This window comes from Hahella sp. CR1, from assembly GCF_029813005.1.
GTDB lineage: Bacteria > Pseudomonadota > Gammaproteobacteria > Pseudomonadales > Oleiphilaceae > Hahella.
In genome coordinates this window covers 15,126-33,153 of sequence record NZ_JAPELK010000005.1, presented here as the reverse complement: position 1 = coordinate 33,153, position 18,028 = coordinate 15,126, and the positions used below count along the sequence as shown (strand labels likewise).

General features: G+C 42.5%; 19 protein-coding genes. 1 reads left to right on the top strand and 18 read right to left on the bottom strand.

Annotated features, from left to right (window positions below):
• The first annotated feature begins 75 nt into the window (after positions 1-75).
• Positions 76-687: an Imm52 family immunity protein gene (locus ONV78_RS13330; protein WP_279503728.1), complete on the top strand. Its 612-nt coding sequence runs from the start codon at positions 76-78 to the stop codon at positions 685-687.
• 487 nt (positions 688-1,174) lie between these two features.
• Here the strand turns inward: ONV78_RS13330 and ONV78_RS13325 are convergent, their stop codons facing one another.
• The 18 genes from ONV78_RS13325 to ONV78_RS13240 all read right to left on the bottom strand — a co-directional run bounded on the left by ONV78_RS13325 (position 1,175) and on the right by ONV78_RS13240 (position 17,973).
• Positions 1,175-1,591, bottom strand: coding sequence for a hypothetical protein (locus ONV78_RS13325; protein ID WP_279503726.1), 417 nt, complete (start codon positions 1,589-1,591; stop codon positions 1,175-1,177).
• A 230-nt stretch (positions 1,592-1,821) separates the two neighbouring features.
• Entirely contained in the window at positions 1,822-2,277 is a 456-nt protein-coding gene (locus tag ONV78_RS13320; RefSeq protein ID WP_279503725.1) for a pyridoxamine 5'-phosphate oxidase family protein, read from the bottom strand.
• 35 nt (positions 2,278-2,312) lie between these two features.
• Entirely contained in the window at positions 2,313-3,407 is a 1,095-nt protein-coding gene (locus ONV78_RS13315) for an FAD-dependent oxidoreductase (RefSeq protein WP_279503724.1), read from the bottom strand.
• A gap of 30 nt (positions 3,408-3,437) precedes the next feature.
• Positions 3,438-4,439 (bottom strand): ABC transporter substrate-binding protein, encoded by a 1,002-nt coding sequence (locus ONV78_RS13310; RefSeq protein WP_279503722.1) that lies wholly within the window; start codon positions 4,437-4,439, stop codon positions 3,438-3,440.
• Positions 4,439-4,999 carry a DUF3291 domain-containing protein gene (locus tag ONV78_RS13305; RefSeq protein WP_279503720.1) on the bottom strand — a complete coding sequence of 187 codons (561 nt, stop codon included), beginning with the start codon at positions 4,997-4,999 and terminating at the stop codon, positions 4,439-4,441. Before ONV78_RS13305 ends, ONV78_RS13310 begins: the two co-directional genes overlap by 1 nt.
• On the bottom strand, positions 4,996-6,570 hold the full coding sequence (locus tag ONV78_RS13300; protein WP_279503717.1) for a class I tRNA ligase family protein: 1,575 nt from the start codon (positions 6,568-6,570) through the stop codon (positions 4,996-4,998). Before ONV78_RS13300 ends, ONV78_RS13305 begins: the two co-directional genes overlap by 4 nt.
• A gap of 19 nt (positions 6,571-6,589) precedes the next feature.
• Positions 6,590-6,994: a cupin domain-containing protein gene (locus ONV78_RS13295; protein WP_279503716.1), complete on the bottom strand. Its 405-nt coding sequence runs from the start codon at positions 6,992-6,994 to the stop codon at positions 6,590-6,592.
• A 26-nt stretch (positions 6,995-7,020) separates the two neighbouring features.
• On the bottom strand, positions 7,021-8,307 hold the full coding sequence (locus ONV78_RS13290; protein ID WP_279503714.1) for a SidA/IucD/PvdA family monooxygenase: 1,287 nt from the start codon (positions 8,305-8,307) through the stop codon (positions 7,021-7,023).
• Between the two features lie 46 nt (positions 8,308-8,353).
• On the bottom strand, positions 8,354-9,625 hold the full coding sequence (gene ectB, locus ONV78_RS13285) for a diaminobutyrate--2-oxoglutarate transaminase (RefSeq protein ID WP_279503713.1): 1,272 nt from the start codon (positions 9,623-9,625) through the stop codon (positions 8,354-8,356).
• A 35-nt stretch (positions 9,626-9,660) separates the two neighbouring features.
• Entirely contained in the window at positions 9,661-10,140 is a 480-nt protein-coding gene (locus ONV78_RS13280) for a GNAT family N-acetyltransferase (protein ID WP_279503712.1), read from the bottom strand.
• A complete protein-coding gene (locus tag ONV78_RS13275; protein WP_279503710.1) occupies positions 10,133-11,059 on the bottom strand; it encodes an EamA family transporter in 927 nt (308 codons plus the stop codon). Before ONV78_RS13275 ends, ONV78_RS13280 begins: the two co-directional genes overlap by 8 nt.
• A complete protein-coding gene (locus ONV78_RS13270) occupies positions 11,056-12,300 on the bottom strand; it encodes an ATP-grasp domain-containing protein (RefSeq protein WP_279503709.1) in 1,245 nt (414 codons plus the stop codon). Before ONV78_RS13270 ends, ONV78_RS13275 begins: the two co-directional genes overlap by 4 nt.
• Positions 12,301-12,326: 26 nt before the next feature.
• Complete coding sequence (locus tag ONV78_RS13265) at positions 12,327-12,704, bottom strand: hypothetical protein (RefSeq protein WP_279503708.1); 378 nt, start codon at positions 12,702-12,704, stop codon at positions 12,327-12,329.
• Between the two features lie 1,124 nt (positions 12,705-13,828).
• On the bottom strand, positions 13,829-13,963 hold the full coding sequence (locus ONV78_RS13260) for a hypothetical protein (protein WP_279503707.1): 135 nt from the start codon (positions 13,961-13,963) through the stop codon (positions 13,829-13,831).
• A gap of 212 nt (positions 13,964-14,175) precedes the next feature.
• A complete protein-coding gene (locus ONV78_RS13255; RefSeq protein ID WP_279503706.1) occupies positions 14,176-14,817 on the bottom strand; it encodes a response regulator transcription factor in 642 nt (213 codons plus the stop codon).
• Positions 14,814-16,301, bottom strand: a complete 1,488-nt coding sequence (locus tag ONV78_RS13250; RefSeq protein ID WP_279503704.1) for a sensor histidine kinase — start codon at positions 16,299-16,301, stop codon at positions 14,814-14,816. The genes ONV78_RS13255 and ONV78_RS13250 overlap by 4 nt, the downstream gene beginning before the upstream one ends.
• Complete coding sequence (locus ONV78_RS13245) at positions 16,298-17,308, bottom strand: hypothetical protein (protein ID WP_279503702.1); 1,011 nt, start codon at positions 17,306-17,308, stop codon at positions 16,298-16,300. The genes ONV78_RS13250 and ONV78_RS13245 overlap by 4 nt, the downstream gene beginning before the upstream one ends.
• The gene (locus tag ONV78_RS13240) at positions 17,278-17,973 is read right to left on the bottom strand and encodes a hypothetical protein (RefSeq protein ID WP_279503700.1); all 696 of its coding nucleotides are present in this window, start codon (positions 17,971-17,973) and stop codon (positions 17,278-17,280) included. The genes ONV78_RS13245 and ONV78_RS13240 overlap by 31 nt, the downstream gene beginning before the upstream one ends.
• Between the last annotated feature and the right edge of the window lie 55 nt (positions 17,974-18,028).

The following is an 18,028-nucleotide window of genomic DNA, read 5'->3' as shown; positions in this document are numbered from 1 at the left end:
GACGACATTGGTAGCCAAATATCGGTATGGCGCTGTCTCTATAGGTCAGACCAAACTCAACAAGGAACTCAAGAAATGAAAGTTGTCTCCTATTGGGGACCGCGAAAAGAGGAAGTCGGCCAATGCGCCGACCGCCTCATTTTGATGTTCTCAAACTTAGCGGAAGTGTCTCCGTTATTTTCGTGTTGGTACAAAAAGGCCAATTCTAGGAAAAAAGCATTGAGTGAAGAGCCAATTGATTCGAGCAATAAGGACAATGTTGTATCTGAACTGTTACATGGAGCAAGCCGCTATTATGACTCCAACGAAGTTATAGAAGACCTTGGCTATAGAGTTGGTTGGTGGAACAAAGGTAATGATAAAGATGGGGCTGAATTCGGTGTTCGGTGCGCTTTATATAACGCATCTTCCGGGCTTCGGAATAGTGTTGTTATAACAATTCCAAAGGCATTAATTTCTGAGTCAGGTTTGTCTACATATAAAAAGCTTATAACAGGCGTGGTGGAAGCATGGGAGCCAGAGTGGGGAGGGGTCTGTAACTTAGAGGATTTGGCGGCATCACAAGGCCCGAACAAGGTCGGCAAAGTTGTATTCATCCGTGGCAGAACACTCGACATCAAGGCTGACTCATCGCTCCGCGAGCTGGAAAAGCTTGGAGACGGGATGCTTTATTTTCGAGGTGCGTGACTCTTAACAACGATCTCATGACCTTATGAACGTCCCTGTAGCCGCCAGATCCGCCGAAACAACAACAGGCAACATGCCAATTAAAGCAAACCAAGGTAACTTCTGTCCCATGTGTCAGCGTAGTTGTCGCCCGATTATTTCAGAGGGCTACCATGCCCTACAATTCAGCAGAGCAGCGCTCGATAGCATGCGTCTCGAGAGCCGGCGTTTGCTGTGGACGGGGGGAGCAACTTGGATCAGACCGGTTTGCTAGTTTATTGTGGAAAGTTGCTGACTATAGCGTGGAATTGTTAGTTACTTACCACAAAGGTAATGTCCGAGCGCCATGGCTTGAAATGGCACAGCGATCCAATTGAACCTCTTACCTCGCCTCGCGCAATCACAAACATACGAAAGTAAAGAGGCCAACCCGGAGAAGGTTGGCCAATGGAGCTGCTAAAATTGCTTACTTAACGTTAGACTCAAGCTAACTCTACCGCATTGCCGTTCAACACAGTAACGCCACTTTTTGTCTCAGTTTTTCTGAGAGCACTTCATGGTTTGGCTCTACAATATTTAGAAACCCTAGAAAGCACTCGACTATCTCAGCATTGTCTTCTGACGGCGGAGAAGCATACAAGACACAGATGACAGCTCGGAGTGCGCAGAACTCTCTAACTGCCGTATTAGTTGAAGCAGACCTATCGTCTAGATATTTCCAACTTTCTACCCTTACCTGTAGCAAGTCATCAGCATCTGCTATTCCTTCTGACCAGAAGCGCGTTGCAGAATTAATCCCTGCAATGCCAATTTTAGGACAATAGTCTTCCACTATATCCAGGCAACTAACCATCAGTTTCATACACTGATCATATCGATTGCATGTAACGAAAATAATATCCTTAATAATAAGCTCGTAGTCCACGTTGGTACCTTATCCTGAGTTGCTCCACCACATAACCATGTTTTAGTTTCTGTGCTTATACTAGCTCACGTTGCTGCAACTTATCTCGTAAGGAAACATCAAGACAAAAAAGCTCAAACGATCCACCCTACCCCCAAGCCTTGAAAACTATGTGAGAGCTGCCGAATAGTGCTTTAGCTGCGAGTTGAGCACACCTGTGGACACGAACAGTGAGGTTTCACTGAAGATTATTACGCGGGCTTAACTCCATAAGCATTCATTGCGCTGGCTATTTGTTTGTTTATTTGGATTTGAGGGTTTATCTGGTAGCTTGGTGCAAGTATGTTTGAGGCTTTAGATACGGTTACTTCAAATATATTTCTGATCGGGAAGCTGTCACCAGCAATTTTTCTTAGGCTTACAATATAATTGTCCCATTCACTGTCAGCCGGCTCAATTACTCTAGCCTCACCTTTCAGCTTACACCCTCTCTGCTCGAAAATATCAACGTAACTTACACATACGCTTGGATTCTCTCTGATATTTTTCTCACTGCATGGAGATGCAATATTTGCAATAATGATTATATTGGGGTTGACTGCCAAAAATATCTCTTTAGGTGAAACGTTTGGTTCTCCCTTAATATTTGATGTGGCAAGCCAGCAAAGAATACTTTTGTCCGCATACTCTTTAACGTCAAGTTTCATTTCACTCTCCTATTCTGATGTCTGTAAATAATGTGCTAGCTGGTGCGATTGGACTCTATATGTGCAAATAACTTAAACGTGAATTTTTTTGCCGCCCACGGAATATACTTCGCTCCCCTGCCTGAAAACCCACTAAATATAGCTATATTTTTATCTATTGACGCGACTGGAAGATAGTTGTGTGTATAACCATCATATCCTTTCTTTTCTCCCGACAACGTAATTTCATCAGTGAGTATTCTGTGAGCGACATTTACGTGATGCTTGTGTGAAGTGTGCATGTCCCACTGAAGTGTTTCTGGTGAGTTAGAAATGGAGTAAGGTGCGCCCCCGGAAAAAAAATGGGTACTAGATTCCGGCCTAAAATAACTATCAGTGACCTCGTCAATAATGCACTGCTTCGGTGAGCTTTTCTCTGAGGTCGCAAGCAAGCTTAATGGTATTGTGCGGCTCACTATTTGTCCTGACTGAGAAAGTGACGGTGTATGTGCGCCAGCAGCTATTACCACTGTTCGTGCATTTAATCTCACTCCTTTAGAAACATTTACAGATGCAAAATTAGTATGAGAAACCACATCTGTAACTGGAGCTTTCTCCATTATAATAGCTCCCGACTCTTCTGCTTTGCCAGCAAAATAGCATGCAGACTGACTCGGATTTACAAAACCACCTCGAGGCTCCCAAATAACAGGATTACTAGAGTGGAAAGCCTGTTTATTCAGGTAGGAAAAGCGCTTAGCTGCCTGTTTCTCACTTATCAATTCTATAGGGTAAGCGCTTGATGAGAATTCTTGGATTCGCGATCTGGCTATATTTTCATTTTCAGGCCGTATTCTATAAATAAGTCCACACTGGCTGAATAGGCCCGGGTTCTCTTGATTTAAGTCCATCCAACACTCAACGCCTTTTATGCTGTGCGCCATAAGCTGGTAGTCTGGGTCATAGACACGAACAATCCCTCTAGAGTGTGCTGTTGCCCCTTCCTCTCCTAACTTTCCAGCTTCGAGTAGAAGAACTTTAAGTTGATGTTTGCTACACCAGTACGCCAGTGAGCTACCAGCTAGGCCTCCTCCAATAATGATTATGTCCCACAGTTTTGTAATAGGGCTGATCAAAGTTAAGTTAGTCATAAATGGAGAAATAATTTGATTGTGAAAAAATTACTTACCATATAGAGTCCACTCCATACCTTCTAGTTCGCCATGGTTTGATAGCGCCAAATCACCATATGGGGTATGCCAGCTTTTTTTACGCAAGATATCAACCACTGACGACGAGGACCAGTCGTATGTCGAATGCCAAGCTTGCGTTAATACACGGGCAGCGAGATAGCTAGTGTAGAAATATGGCCCAGGATTACGCCCTGAGATTATTGCCGCCCTCTTACAGAGTACATCCGCAGGCCACTCAAGTAAGCAATCGGATAAAATTTTAGGATAAGCTACAAAAATGTTGTCATAGCCAACCCCATTCAGTTCAGGCCCTTTAGCGTCATCAGAAAGAATAATTTTGGAGCCTTTATTAAAAGGGTATGTTTCAAGCAATTGTAAAGAAAAATACTGACACCCTAATAAGTATATGCAATCTGATTGTTTAATATTGTTCTCAATATCTTGATTACTTGGGCTATCAATATCTAGGTATTTTAGCTTTACGCCAGCACCCTGACTTACCAGTAAACGGTTTAGGTCTGTTGCAAGCCTTTCGCCATAGTTATTGTGCTGCCCAATTATTAACACGGATTTTAAAGGCTTCCATGCTTCAGCTAGACAGCCAAGCTGATCCAGATCAGAACCAAAAAAGCGTAGTGTGTAATTTTTCTTCTCACACAAGCTTGGATGGGAGCTACCAGGAGCAAGAAATAGAAGCTTTTCAGCTTCATATACTTCGCTTGCAGCTAAAGCTACAACGCTACTGTAATGTCCAATGATGGCATCGCATTTATCCTGAACAACCTGATTTGCCACCTCAACTGCTTTCTCGGCAGATCTACCGTTATCATAATAACGAATACGAATTGGTATCTGGCTGTCAGTTGCTGCGAGTAAAGTGGCTATCATCAGATCCTGTTTATTGGGTCCCTCACTCTCCGACAGGGCTAGGAGCGGAGAGTTAGAGTCCCCCTGGAAACAGGGGGCTTTAATCATCCATTCAGGAAACATTAGTGATGCACCTTCTCACGAGGGTTCGGACGGATAATTTTGTATTCTTGTCCTGTAGCATCAAATGGTTTTTTGAATGTAAATGCAAACGGAGTGCTGCCATGATCATTCAAGTGCTCTAACCGCTCGCACGCTTCACGCCAATTAGGTTGATGATCTTTGTCTATCCACCAAACTACATAAATTGGCCAGCCTTGTTGACCAAACCACTTACCACTTTTTCTTAAGGCTGCCTGATGTAGAGGGCCGTGATATGCAAACTTGAATACGCTCTCGAGATCCTTCCATATTGATATAGTCTGCGCTTGCTTCGTATGGCCTTGCGTAATTCCATCAAGATAGAAACGAGGCACAGCGAAAGGGCCCCACTCGCCCCAATCCTTCTGATAGTTAGTCATCCATTGTATATCTTCAACAGGCTTCGCCCTGGCTATAAAGCCAGGGGAGCCTTCAGCTTCTGAGAATACATCTGGCGTGCGATCATCAAACTCCTGAACAATACTGTCGCCGTAAGGGGCTCGTAGTACTGAAAAAGTCATAAGGCAAACGTATTGGTTCATGAAGCGGGTACTCCCTCGTTAATATTCTCGACTACAAAATTCTCTTCTGAAAAAAGAGAAAGAGGGAGCTGGATAAGTTTTACAGTATTAACTGGTTCCAGAGATATTTCTGGTCTAGCTGTTAGTGCGCAGAACAACCTAAGGCTGCTATTGGGCATTAACGGGTAGGCTGACTGTGCGAAACACACCATGAGGTTCGAGGCAGTCTGTAACGAGTCAGCGCTTCTAGATATGAGCACTTTTTCGATGTAATAAAGCAAATGAAGTAAGTCTTCAGCCGCTTGCCTAAGATGAAACCTCTCTAAAGAATAACTCTTCATTATCTGAGAGCGAATGCTTTGACACAAAGGAAAACTGGGTAGATTTAAATTAGCACCAATATCCATTTGTGAAGTAACAATATTCCACTGTTGGGCAATGCTAGACCATACTGAGTTTATCGTACGATTTAGCACTCCTTGCATATCTGACTCGTTGAAGTTTGCTTTTTCAAAGCCAGGAGAATTGAAAGCGGCATAGAACCTGGCAGCATCCACGGAGCACCTTTCTGCTAGGTCTTTAGCCCATATCACGTGGTTGTTGCTGGTAGAAAATTTCGCGTGATCAAGGTTATAGAATTCATTTATTACAGTTGCCCATGGAAGCCAACGCCCTTCATCTATTTGTGTCAAAAGCGCAGCATGTACAAATGCGTAGAAGTAGGAGTTATCGAAACCAAAAAAGTTAACTGGAACCGGATAGCTACCAAGTTCTTTGTCTTTGTTTAGAGCACGCTGATAGCTGTAGAGCAGTTGCGCCATGAGTTCTGGCCAAGCGTTAATTACTTGCCCTGGGAAGTCTTCATGATCAAAACTTATACCCCAACTTCCTGGGACAGTTACTGGAAAATCCGGCAGTTCTTGCTCTAGAGCATCTTCAACTAACCACTTATATCGTTGACGGAATTTTGGATTCTTAGCGTAAAACTCGATTAATTGCGCTCTAAATTTCTCCAGTTCTAGTACTAAAACATCTAAATAAGCTAGTTTTATTGTTGTGGATGGCGAGTTTGTTACTTTGGGGTTTAAAATAGTTACAGCTGTATTCAGACCACCGCAGGCCTCACATATACCGCATTTACACGACGCCAGGCATTTTGGACAATTACCAGAAATTCCTGCTTCGTCATACCAGTAATCATTCTCTTCACTATAAAAGAAAGGAAATGCTTTTTTACTTAGAGTTTTATTACTGTAAAGCTTAAGGAATATATCCTTAATAAAGGCATCACTCTCAGCTTCTGGGACAAAGTAATCATCGACTGAAACATGATATAGTTTCAATGTTTCATTGATGTCCTTGCTCCAATATTGATATAGCTCTTCCGGATCGCAGTCTTGTCGTTCAGCAGTAACGCGAACATAAGATTGATGAATGTCACTATAACAACTTACAAAGCAGTGTTTTCCCTGAATCTTAGTTGCTCGGGAAAAGACATCTCCTGCCAAAAATGGGCCGCTTAGATGTCCAACATGCAATCCTCCATTTGGAGTGGGAGGAGGTAGTGTGATAATAAAGCTTGATGGTTCCATAAATAATTTCCTTACTCCATTAAATGCTTGCGTCTGACTTCCCGCCCATGTCCCAATAGACATCGAGCATTACGAACGGGACTGTTGTAGATATGTTACGAAGCTGATGCTCACAAAATCTCGGTATATATATAATGTCGCCATGATTTATGGTTGTGAGCTCTCCATCTATTTCAAGAACCGCCTCCCCACTTATAACGATAAATGCTTCTTCTTCATCATGAGAGTGACGATCAACGTCTTTTTGAGGCTCGACAACAACCCAGATACACCCAAACTCAGTTATTGGTCTATGAGTATTAACCTTGCCTTGCCAAGGAAATAGTCTCCGAAGCTTACAGTTATACTCATCTGTAAACGTGGCATCTTTAAAGCGACGTATATAAGTCTCAATTTTACTTATAGTTGCTATAGCTTCTGACATGTGATCCCTTTTTAAAAATACAAATCCTAGTTACAAAAGTATTGCTCAATGCTTTCTGCGATTGTCCAAGAACGAACTGATAGCAGACTAAATGAGCCCGCGTCTCCAAATCCGTGAGTAGATTCACATAGCCCATTTAAGTAAACAGGCGGTATAAAGCAGTTCTCTCCTACCAGCTTATAGTCTCTTTCAACAAGTAAAGAGTTATCCTCACGCCTTTTTAAGGAGCCTGCGACCTTGTTAAGCAAAGGAGGAAATAACTCTTGATGCTCCTCTCCTCCCAAGTTACGAAAGCCTGTAGCCAAAATAACGCTATCTACTGATATACTACTCTTCTTCCCTGTCAGCGTACTTTGATAATCTATCTTTATTCCTTCAGATGTTTCTTCAACAGACTGAATATCGGCCATATTGTGGAGGTGAATATACTCTCTGCCATCGAGCTTTTGTTCATAAATTTTTACATGTAAGTTATGAAGAACATCATGATCAGCAGAGCTGTAATTGCTGCGCCACAAGCGCTGAGTAACTTCTTTTTGCTTTTCGATGCCAAGATTGTAGAATTCATCCACAAACTCGGGAAAATATATCTGTTCAGTAAATGGGCTTACATCTTTTAATTGATATGAGTAGCTTCTAAACAAATTGTGAATTGATACGTCACTGAACCTAGATGATAAATCTAAAACCAGTTCAACAGCACTTTGACTATTACCTATGACCGCAACACTTTTAAGTTTTTCCTCAGAGGTCCATCTAGAAAGAGCACTGGTATAGTTTGTGAAATGGACCACCCTTGAAGACTTTTTGTTTTCAAAGGAAGGAGGAATGTAAGGAGTTCTACCTGGCCCCATTGATAAGCTTTTCGCTGCGATGGTTCGGTTTAAGCTTGTTTTAATTATCCAATGGTTCCCGTATTTGCTCTCTAGTTCAATGGATGTAACTTTTTCACCATAACTAACCCACTTATCAAATTGACGAGCAACCCAGCGTACGTATCGTGCATAGTCTTTTCTAAGCGGATACTCTAAGCCCAAATTAAGATATTCAAACAACCGATTCTCTGACTTTAGGTAACTCAAAAAGCCGTACCGACTTACCGGATTACGAGGAGTAACAAAGTCTCTTAACGGATTGTGCTGAATATCTGATCCATCAAGTAACATTTCAGCTTGCCAGTCTGGAGCTGTGTTAGATTCTAAAAATAGAATGGAGTTAGTAAAGTTTTTCTCCTCTAAAGAAATAGCGAGAGCTATGTTCCCTGGGCCAAACCCAATACCAACCACGTCGTATTCTTCAATATTTTTATACACGAACTACTCCTTTTAATATTGATGGCGCTATAGCCAACTCTCTCTATTAAGCAGACACTGCTATATTTGACAAATTTGAAATTTCTTTAGATATCATGGAAAAACCTTCATCTAAAACTCCTTCAGGAATAGTTAATGGAGGCATAAGCTTCAGAACTTCGCTACTAGGGCCACATGTCTCAATGATTAGGCCTTTATTAAATAGCTTTGTACTAAGGTTCTTTGCTAGATACGGATTTTCAAACTTAATTCCAATCATCAGCCCTTTTCCAACTACGGAATAAGGCGTTATTTGTGGATCAATTTCGGATAACATTCTATTTAGTAGATAGTTACTGTTTTTGGTGACTTTCTCGCTTAACTTGCAATCACTCCAGTATTTATCTATCGCGACGGACGCCGTAACCATTGCGAGGTTATTGCCGCGAAACGTGCCATTATGTTCACCAGGGAGCCATGAATCGTAATGTGGTGCAATCAAATTAATCGACATTGGCATTCCTGAGCCACTAATTGACTTAGAGAGGCATACAATATCTGGTGTGATACCTGCCTCTTCAAAGCTAAAGAAACTACCTGTACGACCGCATCCGGCCTGGATATCATCAACGATAATCAAGGCCCCAATATTTTCTGCTATTTTAGAGAGGCCTTGGAGCCACATAGAAGACGCAACGTTTAATCCACCTTCACCTTGTACGCACTCCAAAATAAAAGCTGCTGGCAAGTCATATCCGCTTCCAGGTTTATCAAATACATCTTTTAAGAACTGCAATTGATGATCCACATCCTGAACGGAGAATTTGTCATATGGAAGACGTAAAATACCAGGAATCTGAACGCCAGTTGTAAGTCTTTTTTCTGAGTTGGCAGTTAATGAAAGAGAACCTAGTGTCATGCCATGATAGCCGCCAGTGAAACACGCGATGGTATATCTACCTGTAACTTTTCTAGCAAGTTTAATCGCGGCTTCTACGGCGTTTGTGCCTGTAGGTCCAGTAAATTGGATTTTGTAATTAAGATTCCTAGGCTGAAGCACCTTTGTTTGAAAAGTAGAAATAAATCTCTCCTTTTCCTCCGTATGCATGTCTAAGCCTTGTAGTAAGCCATTGTTCCTAATGTAACTTACAACTGCTTCCATCATCGTTGAATCGTTGTGCCCGTAATTAACAGAGCCAGCACCAGAAAAAAAGTCGATATATCGCTCTCCTTCTTTGCTATAAATAAATGCATTTTGTGCGCTAGAGAATATATTCGGAAATGCCCGACAATAACTTCTAACGTTCGACTCAAAGTTTTCGAAAATAGAAAAATTCATATGTCACGTCCTTTTGTCTTGCTTTGTAAATATAATTAACAAACAACCTGATAGTGAATCCATTCGCTTTTCCTATGATTCTCTATCGAGTCATAAAGGTATTGTGCATTTCTATTACTTTTTTCAGTTTCCCATACCAAAGAAAAGTATTTGTCACGTTTTAAGGCCCAATTATAGGCAAAGTTAATTAACTCTCTCCCAATACCTTTTCCACGATGGTTCGGCGCTACATAGAGGTCATTTAGCACAACATTTTCAACAGCCCTTACACTGGAGTAGGAGAAATATAACGTGATAAACCCAACTACTTCTTCCGCAGGATTTAAATATAGAAACTGCCTTCCCTGCTGTGGATTGTTTAAAATAGCTGTAAAAAACTCTTTATTCTTCGCGCCATCTGGATTTTCAATACCATAGAAATGTTGATAGTCAGCAATTAACTCTAATAGCTTGTCTATTGTTTCATGTCTGACAGGAACGATATTAATTCCACTTGAAGTGCTTTGGTTATCCATTTGCTCTTGCCTCCGCGCGCTTTGTTATGGGCTTGGCTCTATCTATATATGTTCCAACAATAGAAAGAATGACGACTGTGGAGATAGCCGCCAATGAATGTAAGGAAAGTGAAATCCTGTCGTCTAGTTGCTGAAACATAAATACGAAAATTGGTGTAAGTAGCAAGGTGTAAGCTACCTTTGATGGTTCACTTATAGAAATTCCCTTTTGGAGCATCAACAATGGGATCACATTTCCAATTATTGCAATTATTAGAAAGGCGCTTATGTTCTGCTGGAAATCTATAGAAATTTCTTTACTCATTAGGAAAGAGAATATAAGCAAGGCGAAGAAGCGTAATGACATTAATTGATATAAGTTGAATCCATTATCGTAGATTTTCTTTGACACAACGTTTATTACAGCCATACAAAATCCAGTTAGTATTGCAAATATGAAGCCTTGCATTACCTCACTGTTGTTGTACGAAGTGATGGCCGACTCCCCTTCAGAAACAGTAATGCCAACCACAATCATCGAAATAATTGTTAAGAATGCAACGGCTACCTTTGGCGTTGTCATTATGCTTGCCTTCCTGAATATCAATACACTTACAAACAATGTGGCCAATGGGTTTATTCCATACAGAGTTACCGCTGAGAGCGCAGGTTCCATGTATTGCAAAGAGCTATATAGAAAGAACCATGAACCTAACGTGGAAATATTTAATATAACGAAATAAACGACATTTTCGATCGTCAACTTACCGCTGTTTTTTTTGCTTAGTAGATTTAGCCCAACAAACACAATGGTAATGATGGAAAAATTAATAAATAATATATTGAAAATACTGATTCCCTGTAATAGAGACCCTAGCCAGACAGACTGCGCAGCAGAAAGGATGTCAAATATAATTACGTACATTAGTCCTTTGTTCATAGTGTTATCCATAATTTATTGGAAAGCTCCATTTCACGAATCCTTTTGATATCGTTCTCAAGTACGTCTTTACATTTGTGCGCTAAGAATATACAGCCAGGACTATCAAATAGATTGCTCGTTTGTGAGACGTTTTGCCCTAACTCAATGTTCCAAAACGAAATAATGTATGATGGAAGTGTCTCCGCCCATTTCTTACCCGGAATGCCAATAACCTTCCCATTACTGTGATTTATTAACGCAACCGCTTTCGAATGCTTTGTCCAGATTGGCGGCTCTTTAGTTCTCTCAAAGAATTGTTTCGGGTTAATAGCTGCGTCTACTAATAAATCTATTTGTGAGATATTCGATATAAACTGAATGTTCCTTGGGGCTTTCGCTCCATGTAATCTAGCGCCAACTTCAATTAGCACAGGACCATGTTTGTCTAGCATTATTTCTAAGTGGGCGGCGCCAAAGCTAATACCTAACGCGTCCAGAACCAGCTTTGCATACTCAATAATATCGGAAACTTCTGGATTACAGGGGTGAATGAATTCTTCTTCAGAGTAGACTATCGACCCACTTTCTAGCTTTACTTTTCTATAAATTGACGTGTTTACGACGTAATGGCTTCCATTTAGGCTCACAGTGTCTACTACATACTCACTGCCTTCTATATACTCTTGAATTAGAATATCTAAATTAGTGTTACCCAATTTATCTTTTTTGTTTATTATCGAGTTTAGTGCAATTTCTATGTCTTCTATATTTTTGCAAAACTTTACACCATCTGTACCTGCAGAACTTATAGGTTTAACAACAACATTATCCAGTTTGTTTTCTTTTATAAACTCTCGTGCTTCGCTTATACTGCTTGTTCTGCATTGTGTGATGGAGCGTATACCAGCGCTTTTGATTATTTCCTGCATTACATATTTGTCTCGTAACCCCTGAAGCTTCTCGTGGTCACAGCAGGGCATTTCTAGGTCGTTTGCCAGCGTGTTCGCCAGTAAGACGCCAGATTCCGTGCCGGGAACAATTGCAATACAGTTGTTACTTTTTATAAATTTGACTATATCTTTATAGTTATCATTTAAAAACACTTCATCAGTGAAGTTTTCTCTTATGTAAGACCCCGAAAATAGAGGGGGGATTTCATTGGAGCTATGTACGGCTATACAATGATAGCCTCTAGAAATAAACTCTCCAGCCAAATATTGGCCTGTCGAGTAAGGGTCTACAATAGCTACAGTTTCCATTTTTATTAATCCCTTTTTGTCTGATTTTATTGAATTTTTATATCAACAAATGCGCTAATTTTCGGAAGAGTGTGGTAACGCTGGCTGAGTAAAATTAGAAAAGCTGATTTGGAAAAACTAATATTGAAGGAGTTTTTAATGCAGCTTATGGTATAAGCGGCTATAGCAGTATTTATCTCAACTGCACTTTTTTTGATATCTGACCCACAATGTGAATGGCAAAGAAAGTACCTATTCTTTCGAAATGGCATTGGATTTAATTCGGACGAATATGCAACCCACCATTTTTGAGAAAGAAAAAATTGATAGTCAGTCTTATAAGCTATTTCTTTTATTTTATTTTTAACCAGTGTGTTTAAAACACAATTTTTAAAAGAAATACGAGAGATTTTTTCTTGTTCCATAGTATAACTATCCATGTATACATTTCTTATTTTTTCAAGAAGCAAATTTTTTGTAATCATTAGCCCTATGCTGTAGAGATAGACTAGATCTCAACAGTTAAGAATGATTGAGGAAAATCCCTCCATTACACTAATTAACACTGCTCAGTGTTAGGTTGTGTTATTGCTAGAATACTCAGCGAACCGACACAGTTTGACGTCAGCGAGGAGATTTTTGGAGTCAGTGAAAAATAAAAGTAGAACCTGACGGAAGAAGTAGCCTTCTGCGAGCTGATCAAGTTTTCTTTTGAAGCCTTTATAGGCGCAAGATTGAGTGGCTTTCTTTTCTTCTAAAGAATCGCCTAGAACGAGGCTTCTCTTGAAACATGAGAGTGCAATTAAGGCATGTTTGTCTTTAATAACAGAAGTTAAGGTGCCCGTGAAAAACCTGATTGGGCAGTGTTGGCATCCCAGCTTTGTTAGGTTCTTCACTTCAGTTAGCGCCTGAGTGAACAGTGTTCTGTCTAATAACGAATTCCAGCTAGTTTCCATACTCAGTGACCACAAATCCTTCTACAGGCGATACGGCGTTTTCCACCGTTTCACCGCTAAGTATTATTAACCAAAAAACATAGAACTAATGACAACAGGCCAAGAATCGTAGAGCATCTGGAAAATCTTCGCAATCCTCAAAACCATGTAAATAGGAACTTTTCATAACAATACTCGTTAGGTAGGTGGCGAAATGCCGGTGATACGTACAGATTTATAGCATAAGGTAGTCGTTATTTTCCCATTGTTTTCGATCTCTAAAGCGTGACCAAATTGCTGTTGGGCACTGATTTAATGCACTATGGGGCGGATCAACACATTGATACTTCATTTTTTGTAAGTAACTACAAATGCCGGATAGTTTCCTAAGATTTCGAAACAGTCAGGAAAACTAAGTTTGTCCCAATTTTGTCCCAAGTTCGTCGCCACAGCAGCTTTACTATCGAGCACTTCTAAAATCTCCTGCACATTCTGTTTCGACGCATAGTAGTTGGAAGGTAAAACTATGTTTTCTGGTGCCACTTGGCCTGAGTTCAAACCAAGTGACAGAAGTTGTACTCATACTGTGCGATGGCTTCTTTGTACAGGATCATTCAAACGCCTAGGCTCAGCACGTCAACGCCACCGAGATTACAGCCAATATTCAGGATGACAATATTCGTCAGAATATGCAGATATACAGTAATCAGCGGCCGCATCAGGCCCCAGATATCGTCGACAAACCACATCCCATAAATTTCTTTAAGCCCACCCTTGAACGCAACGGACTCAGCGATATCTCTATATATCTTTCCTTCTGTATCTGCCGCGTGATCTATATGTCAGAGGGATTACAGTAGGATGAAAAAGAAAGGTTTTAAGCTTTTCAGAAGAAATTCTGAGAAATACTCGGTAGTGAACGATTCACGTCTTAGCGAAGCGATATAGTGGGGCTAATCTGTTAGTCATCAATATCATCAATCACCCCTAACCTGATGGCGCACTCCCTGAAGCCTGTTCGACTGACGCCAAGCACGGGTTTGATTTTCTCAGTGATAAGATTGTTGATCCGCTTTTCACTCAGGTTCAGCTCGCTGGCGACTTCAGTCATGTCGCTACCTTGAGCGAACATCAGGAAAATCTGCTTTTCCCTGTCATCCAGCTTACGCAATGGGTCGCGCACGGCTTTCATTCCGATGCTTTCTAAGACACCAGGTGCAAAGTAATCGTCGCCTTGCGAAACAGTTTCTATCGCCTCTACAACCAGTTTCAAGCTGGCGCTCTTTTTTACATAGCCTTGAGCGCCCATGGTGTAGCACCCGGAGATGGTATGAATATTTTCTCGCATGGAAAAAATGACAACCCGAATGTGCTCATTTCGCTCCTTCAACCGTCTGATAAGAGAGATATCCCCTTTGGTCCCTTTGAAGCCGAGATCGACAACAAACACGTTTACATCCTCTCGGCTGGCGTTCTCCATTAGATCAGCCTCAGTTGAGGCGTGCCCAACGACGTCAATGTGAGGATATTGGCAAAGCATATCCCTTAATCCGCTGATGACGATATCGTGATCGTCAGCAAGAAAGACGTTTATCTTAGTCATGGCGTTAATATCGTCTGAGGGTCCATCATTTCAGGTAATTGTATGGGGAGGCGTACATGGATGGCGGCGCCTGTTTCAGGTTGTTGCTCAATCCAGAACTGGCCTCTTAGCGCTATCGCTCGCTCCTTCATGGAGGTTAAACCGTGGCCGCCGCTGCCGCCTGCGGGAGGTACGCCAACGCCATTATCCCTGATGCATAGGCGAAGGCAATGTGGAGAAGCAGTGTTGTCCACGTCCAGGCTAACGCTAACTTCCGTCGCTTGGGAGTGCTTGGCGACATTTACCAAGGCTTCTTCAACGATGCAAAATAGAGCATGACTGACGGCGTCAGGCAAATTTTCGGGAATGTCGATATACGCGTCATAGCGTCGTGTCGGTAGCTTTTCTCGCCATTCTTCAATGGTGCGCCTTATAGCTTCCTGTAAGCCAAGCGTATCGAGAATTTCAGGTCTGAGCCGTTCGATGATATGGGTGGTGGTGGAGATTAACCCGTCCACTCGCTCCAGGATGGCGGCAAGCCTGTTAGCGTCGGCTTGTGTATCGGCACCGTCGGCGGCGATCTCTACGTCCCAACGTAAGCGCATTAACGAAGCGCCAAGCAGATCATGAATTTCATTAGCAATTTTGCGCTTTTCAGTGTCTTCAATATGTTTCTGCAGATGCAGCAGGTTTCGCGCATCCCGGATATCCAGGATCTCCTTCACCGGCAACTTGCGCGGGTCGTTGCTGAGGTTAAAGGGATACGTGAGGGGCGCGATGATTTCTCTGCGAAATACACTGGCGATCATCGCGCGGGAGCAGATGGCGAATATCAGGAGCGCAATGAAAGTGATAACGACGAACAGATAGAAGCGCCAATCGAAATCGGGTTTTATTTCTATGGGAAGATTTACGGCGGACTCGACAATCAATCCGAATTCGCTGTCATAGCTTAGCGTCTCAATGCCATCACAGTGGTCGCACAGGGCGATGTTTGAGTTAATGCTCTTAATCTTATCAATGACATTATTGCGGTCTAAATACAGGGTGACGGTCGCTTCACATTGCCCAAAGGCAGGACTCAATACATAGCCTAAATAACAAATTTCCGTTGAGAGGTAATCGCTGGTCGCGGTCCCGAATGAAAAGATTTTTTCATCGCCCTGGTTCTTGATCAGAAAACCACTGATATCGTCTCTGGGGATACGCGTCATCAATTCGATAAAACGCTTGTTACGTTGACTGCGGGTGATCGGTCCAGAGCGCACAAATTCAATAAACTCTGAAGAGCTGGCGATGATAGCCATGCGGTTAAGCAGGTTGTTGGTATAGATCTGAACGGAAGAGGTCAAATCCTCTTGGGCGTCATCTATCGCCGAGGCGCGGTATTCGAAATACAAAAAGGCATAGATGACGATGGAGATAACCGAAATCGACGCGCCAAACAGCAATACGGAAAGCGATAATTCATTTTCAACCGAGCTGAGCGTCCTCTCTCTTTTCAAAGCGTATGCCCCAACTGCAGTTTTATCATCAACCATTCTTCCTCTAGTTGGTTATATTGCTCTGTGGGATAACGCTGGAGCCAGGGCAGTGCATCAATGTGCTGTAAGAACTGCGTGTAGTCGTGCGCAAAGAGTTTGTCCTCAATATCGTCTGGCCTAACGCTCAGAAAGGGCGAGTAGTATTTGGTGGTTAACATCAACCCATTGAGAAAAGACTCGCTGGAGAGCGCTTTCGCCACGCACACAGCCGCCTTGTCAGCGCTAAGTGCGGTAATCAAATCGCGGGAGATGTGCGATAACGAGGGATGTATAGTGAAGCGCAAATGAGGATTGTTGCGCAGCTTGCTCAGCGCCGCGCCGCTCCATGTGTAAGCGAAAGAGAAACTCGCATCGGAAAAGATTTTTCCAAGGCTGTTGGTAATAACGAACTGTGAGTCGCCCACCAGCGTTTCTATTCGCCGTAAGCCATTGGGACTGTGAGCCTTGGCCACAAGATTCGCCACTTCAATCGCATCGTCAATCACAACGATGCGTTTCCCTTTGGCGGCTTGAAATATATCTTCAATCTGTTGTGACTCATCAACACTGAAAGTGTTCCGGTTCCACAAAAAACCAGTTAAGGACAATTGGAACAGCGCAGTATTTTCGGTATATCCATCCCCAATGAAGCGCTGCTTGACAGCTGGGTGATAGCGATCGCTGATTTGGCTCAGGTTAACCCGTGGCGCTTGGGCGACGATATCTTTGGTGAAGTCGTAAACCACATCCGAGTGAATAATGATGTCATAGCGATCACCGTCCAGGCGTGATAGAAACTCTTGGTTGGTGTAGTAATCATCATAGGAAATCTCTGCGCCGCAGGCGCGTCCAATTTCATCCATCAAACCTGGCGCATTGAGATACCCCCACCACGTGAGAATATTCACGGGGCGGGCGTTGGCGTGACTTATCAGTACGCCGAGCAGCAGCGTGAAGGTCAGTACTTTTCGAATATGAAATCTATCCATCCCGGTTCAACTACGTTGTCTCTATTAAAATTCTCAACACGTTGTATGAGGGTGAGATTAAGCCCTTCCAGAAAGGGGAGCAGGTCTCGCTCGTCCTCGACGATTCTGACGGAGAGCGAACATTCACGCGCGCCCTCATCAACGGAATAAATGTCCGTCCAAATGCCTTGATTTTCATTACGTCGGGACAAGTCAAACGCAGGAATATAATTCACCCGCTGACCATTTAGTTCAAAGTCGCCTTCCACGGCTTCTCCCCAATAATCTGGGTGATAGTAGTTTAGGGATGCGCGCCCTCCCGGCTCCAGGTGTTGATCGATCAGCCGAAATAATCCGCGCAAATCAACGTCATTGGTGAATAGACAAAATGAATTGTAGGCGGCAAACAGCCGACTGAATCGCTTGGGACTGCTGAAAGTCCTGACGTCGCAGACATGCTTCCTCGATGACGGCAGTTGTATTTGATCCGAGAAGAAGGGACTGATCTCTACCGTCTCAAGCTCCACGCCATGACTGCTTAAATGATTGCTGACTCGCCCGTATCCTGCGAATAACTCTAGGGTTGAATGCCCTTGGCAAAACTTCAGATAGAAATCCAGGTCATCAGTGAAATCGCCGGAATGAGATTGGTATAACTGCTGATCCGTAATATGAAAGAAATCCATATGTATCCTTAAACTGTCTTCCTGAATCGGTAATTCGTTGCTCTTGTTCGTAACT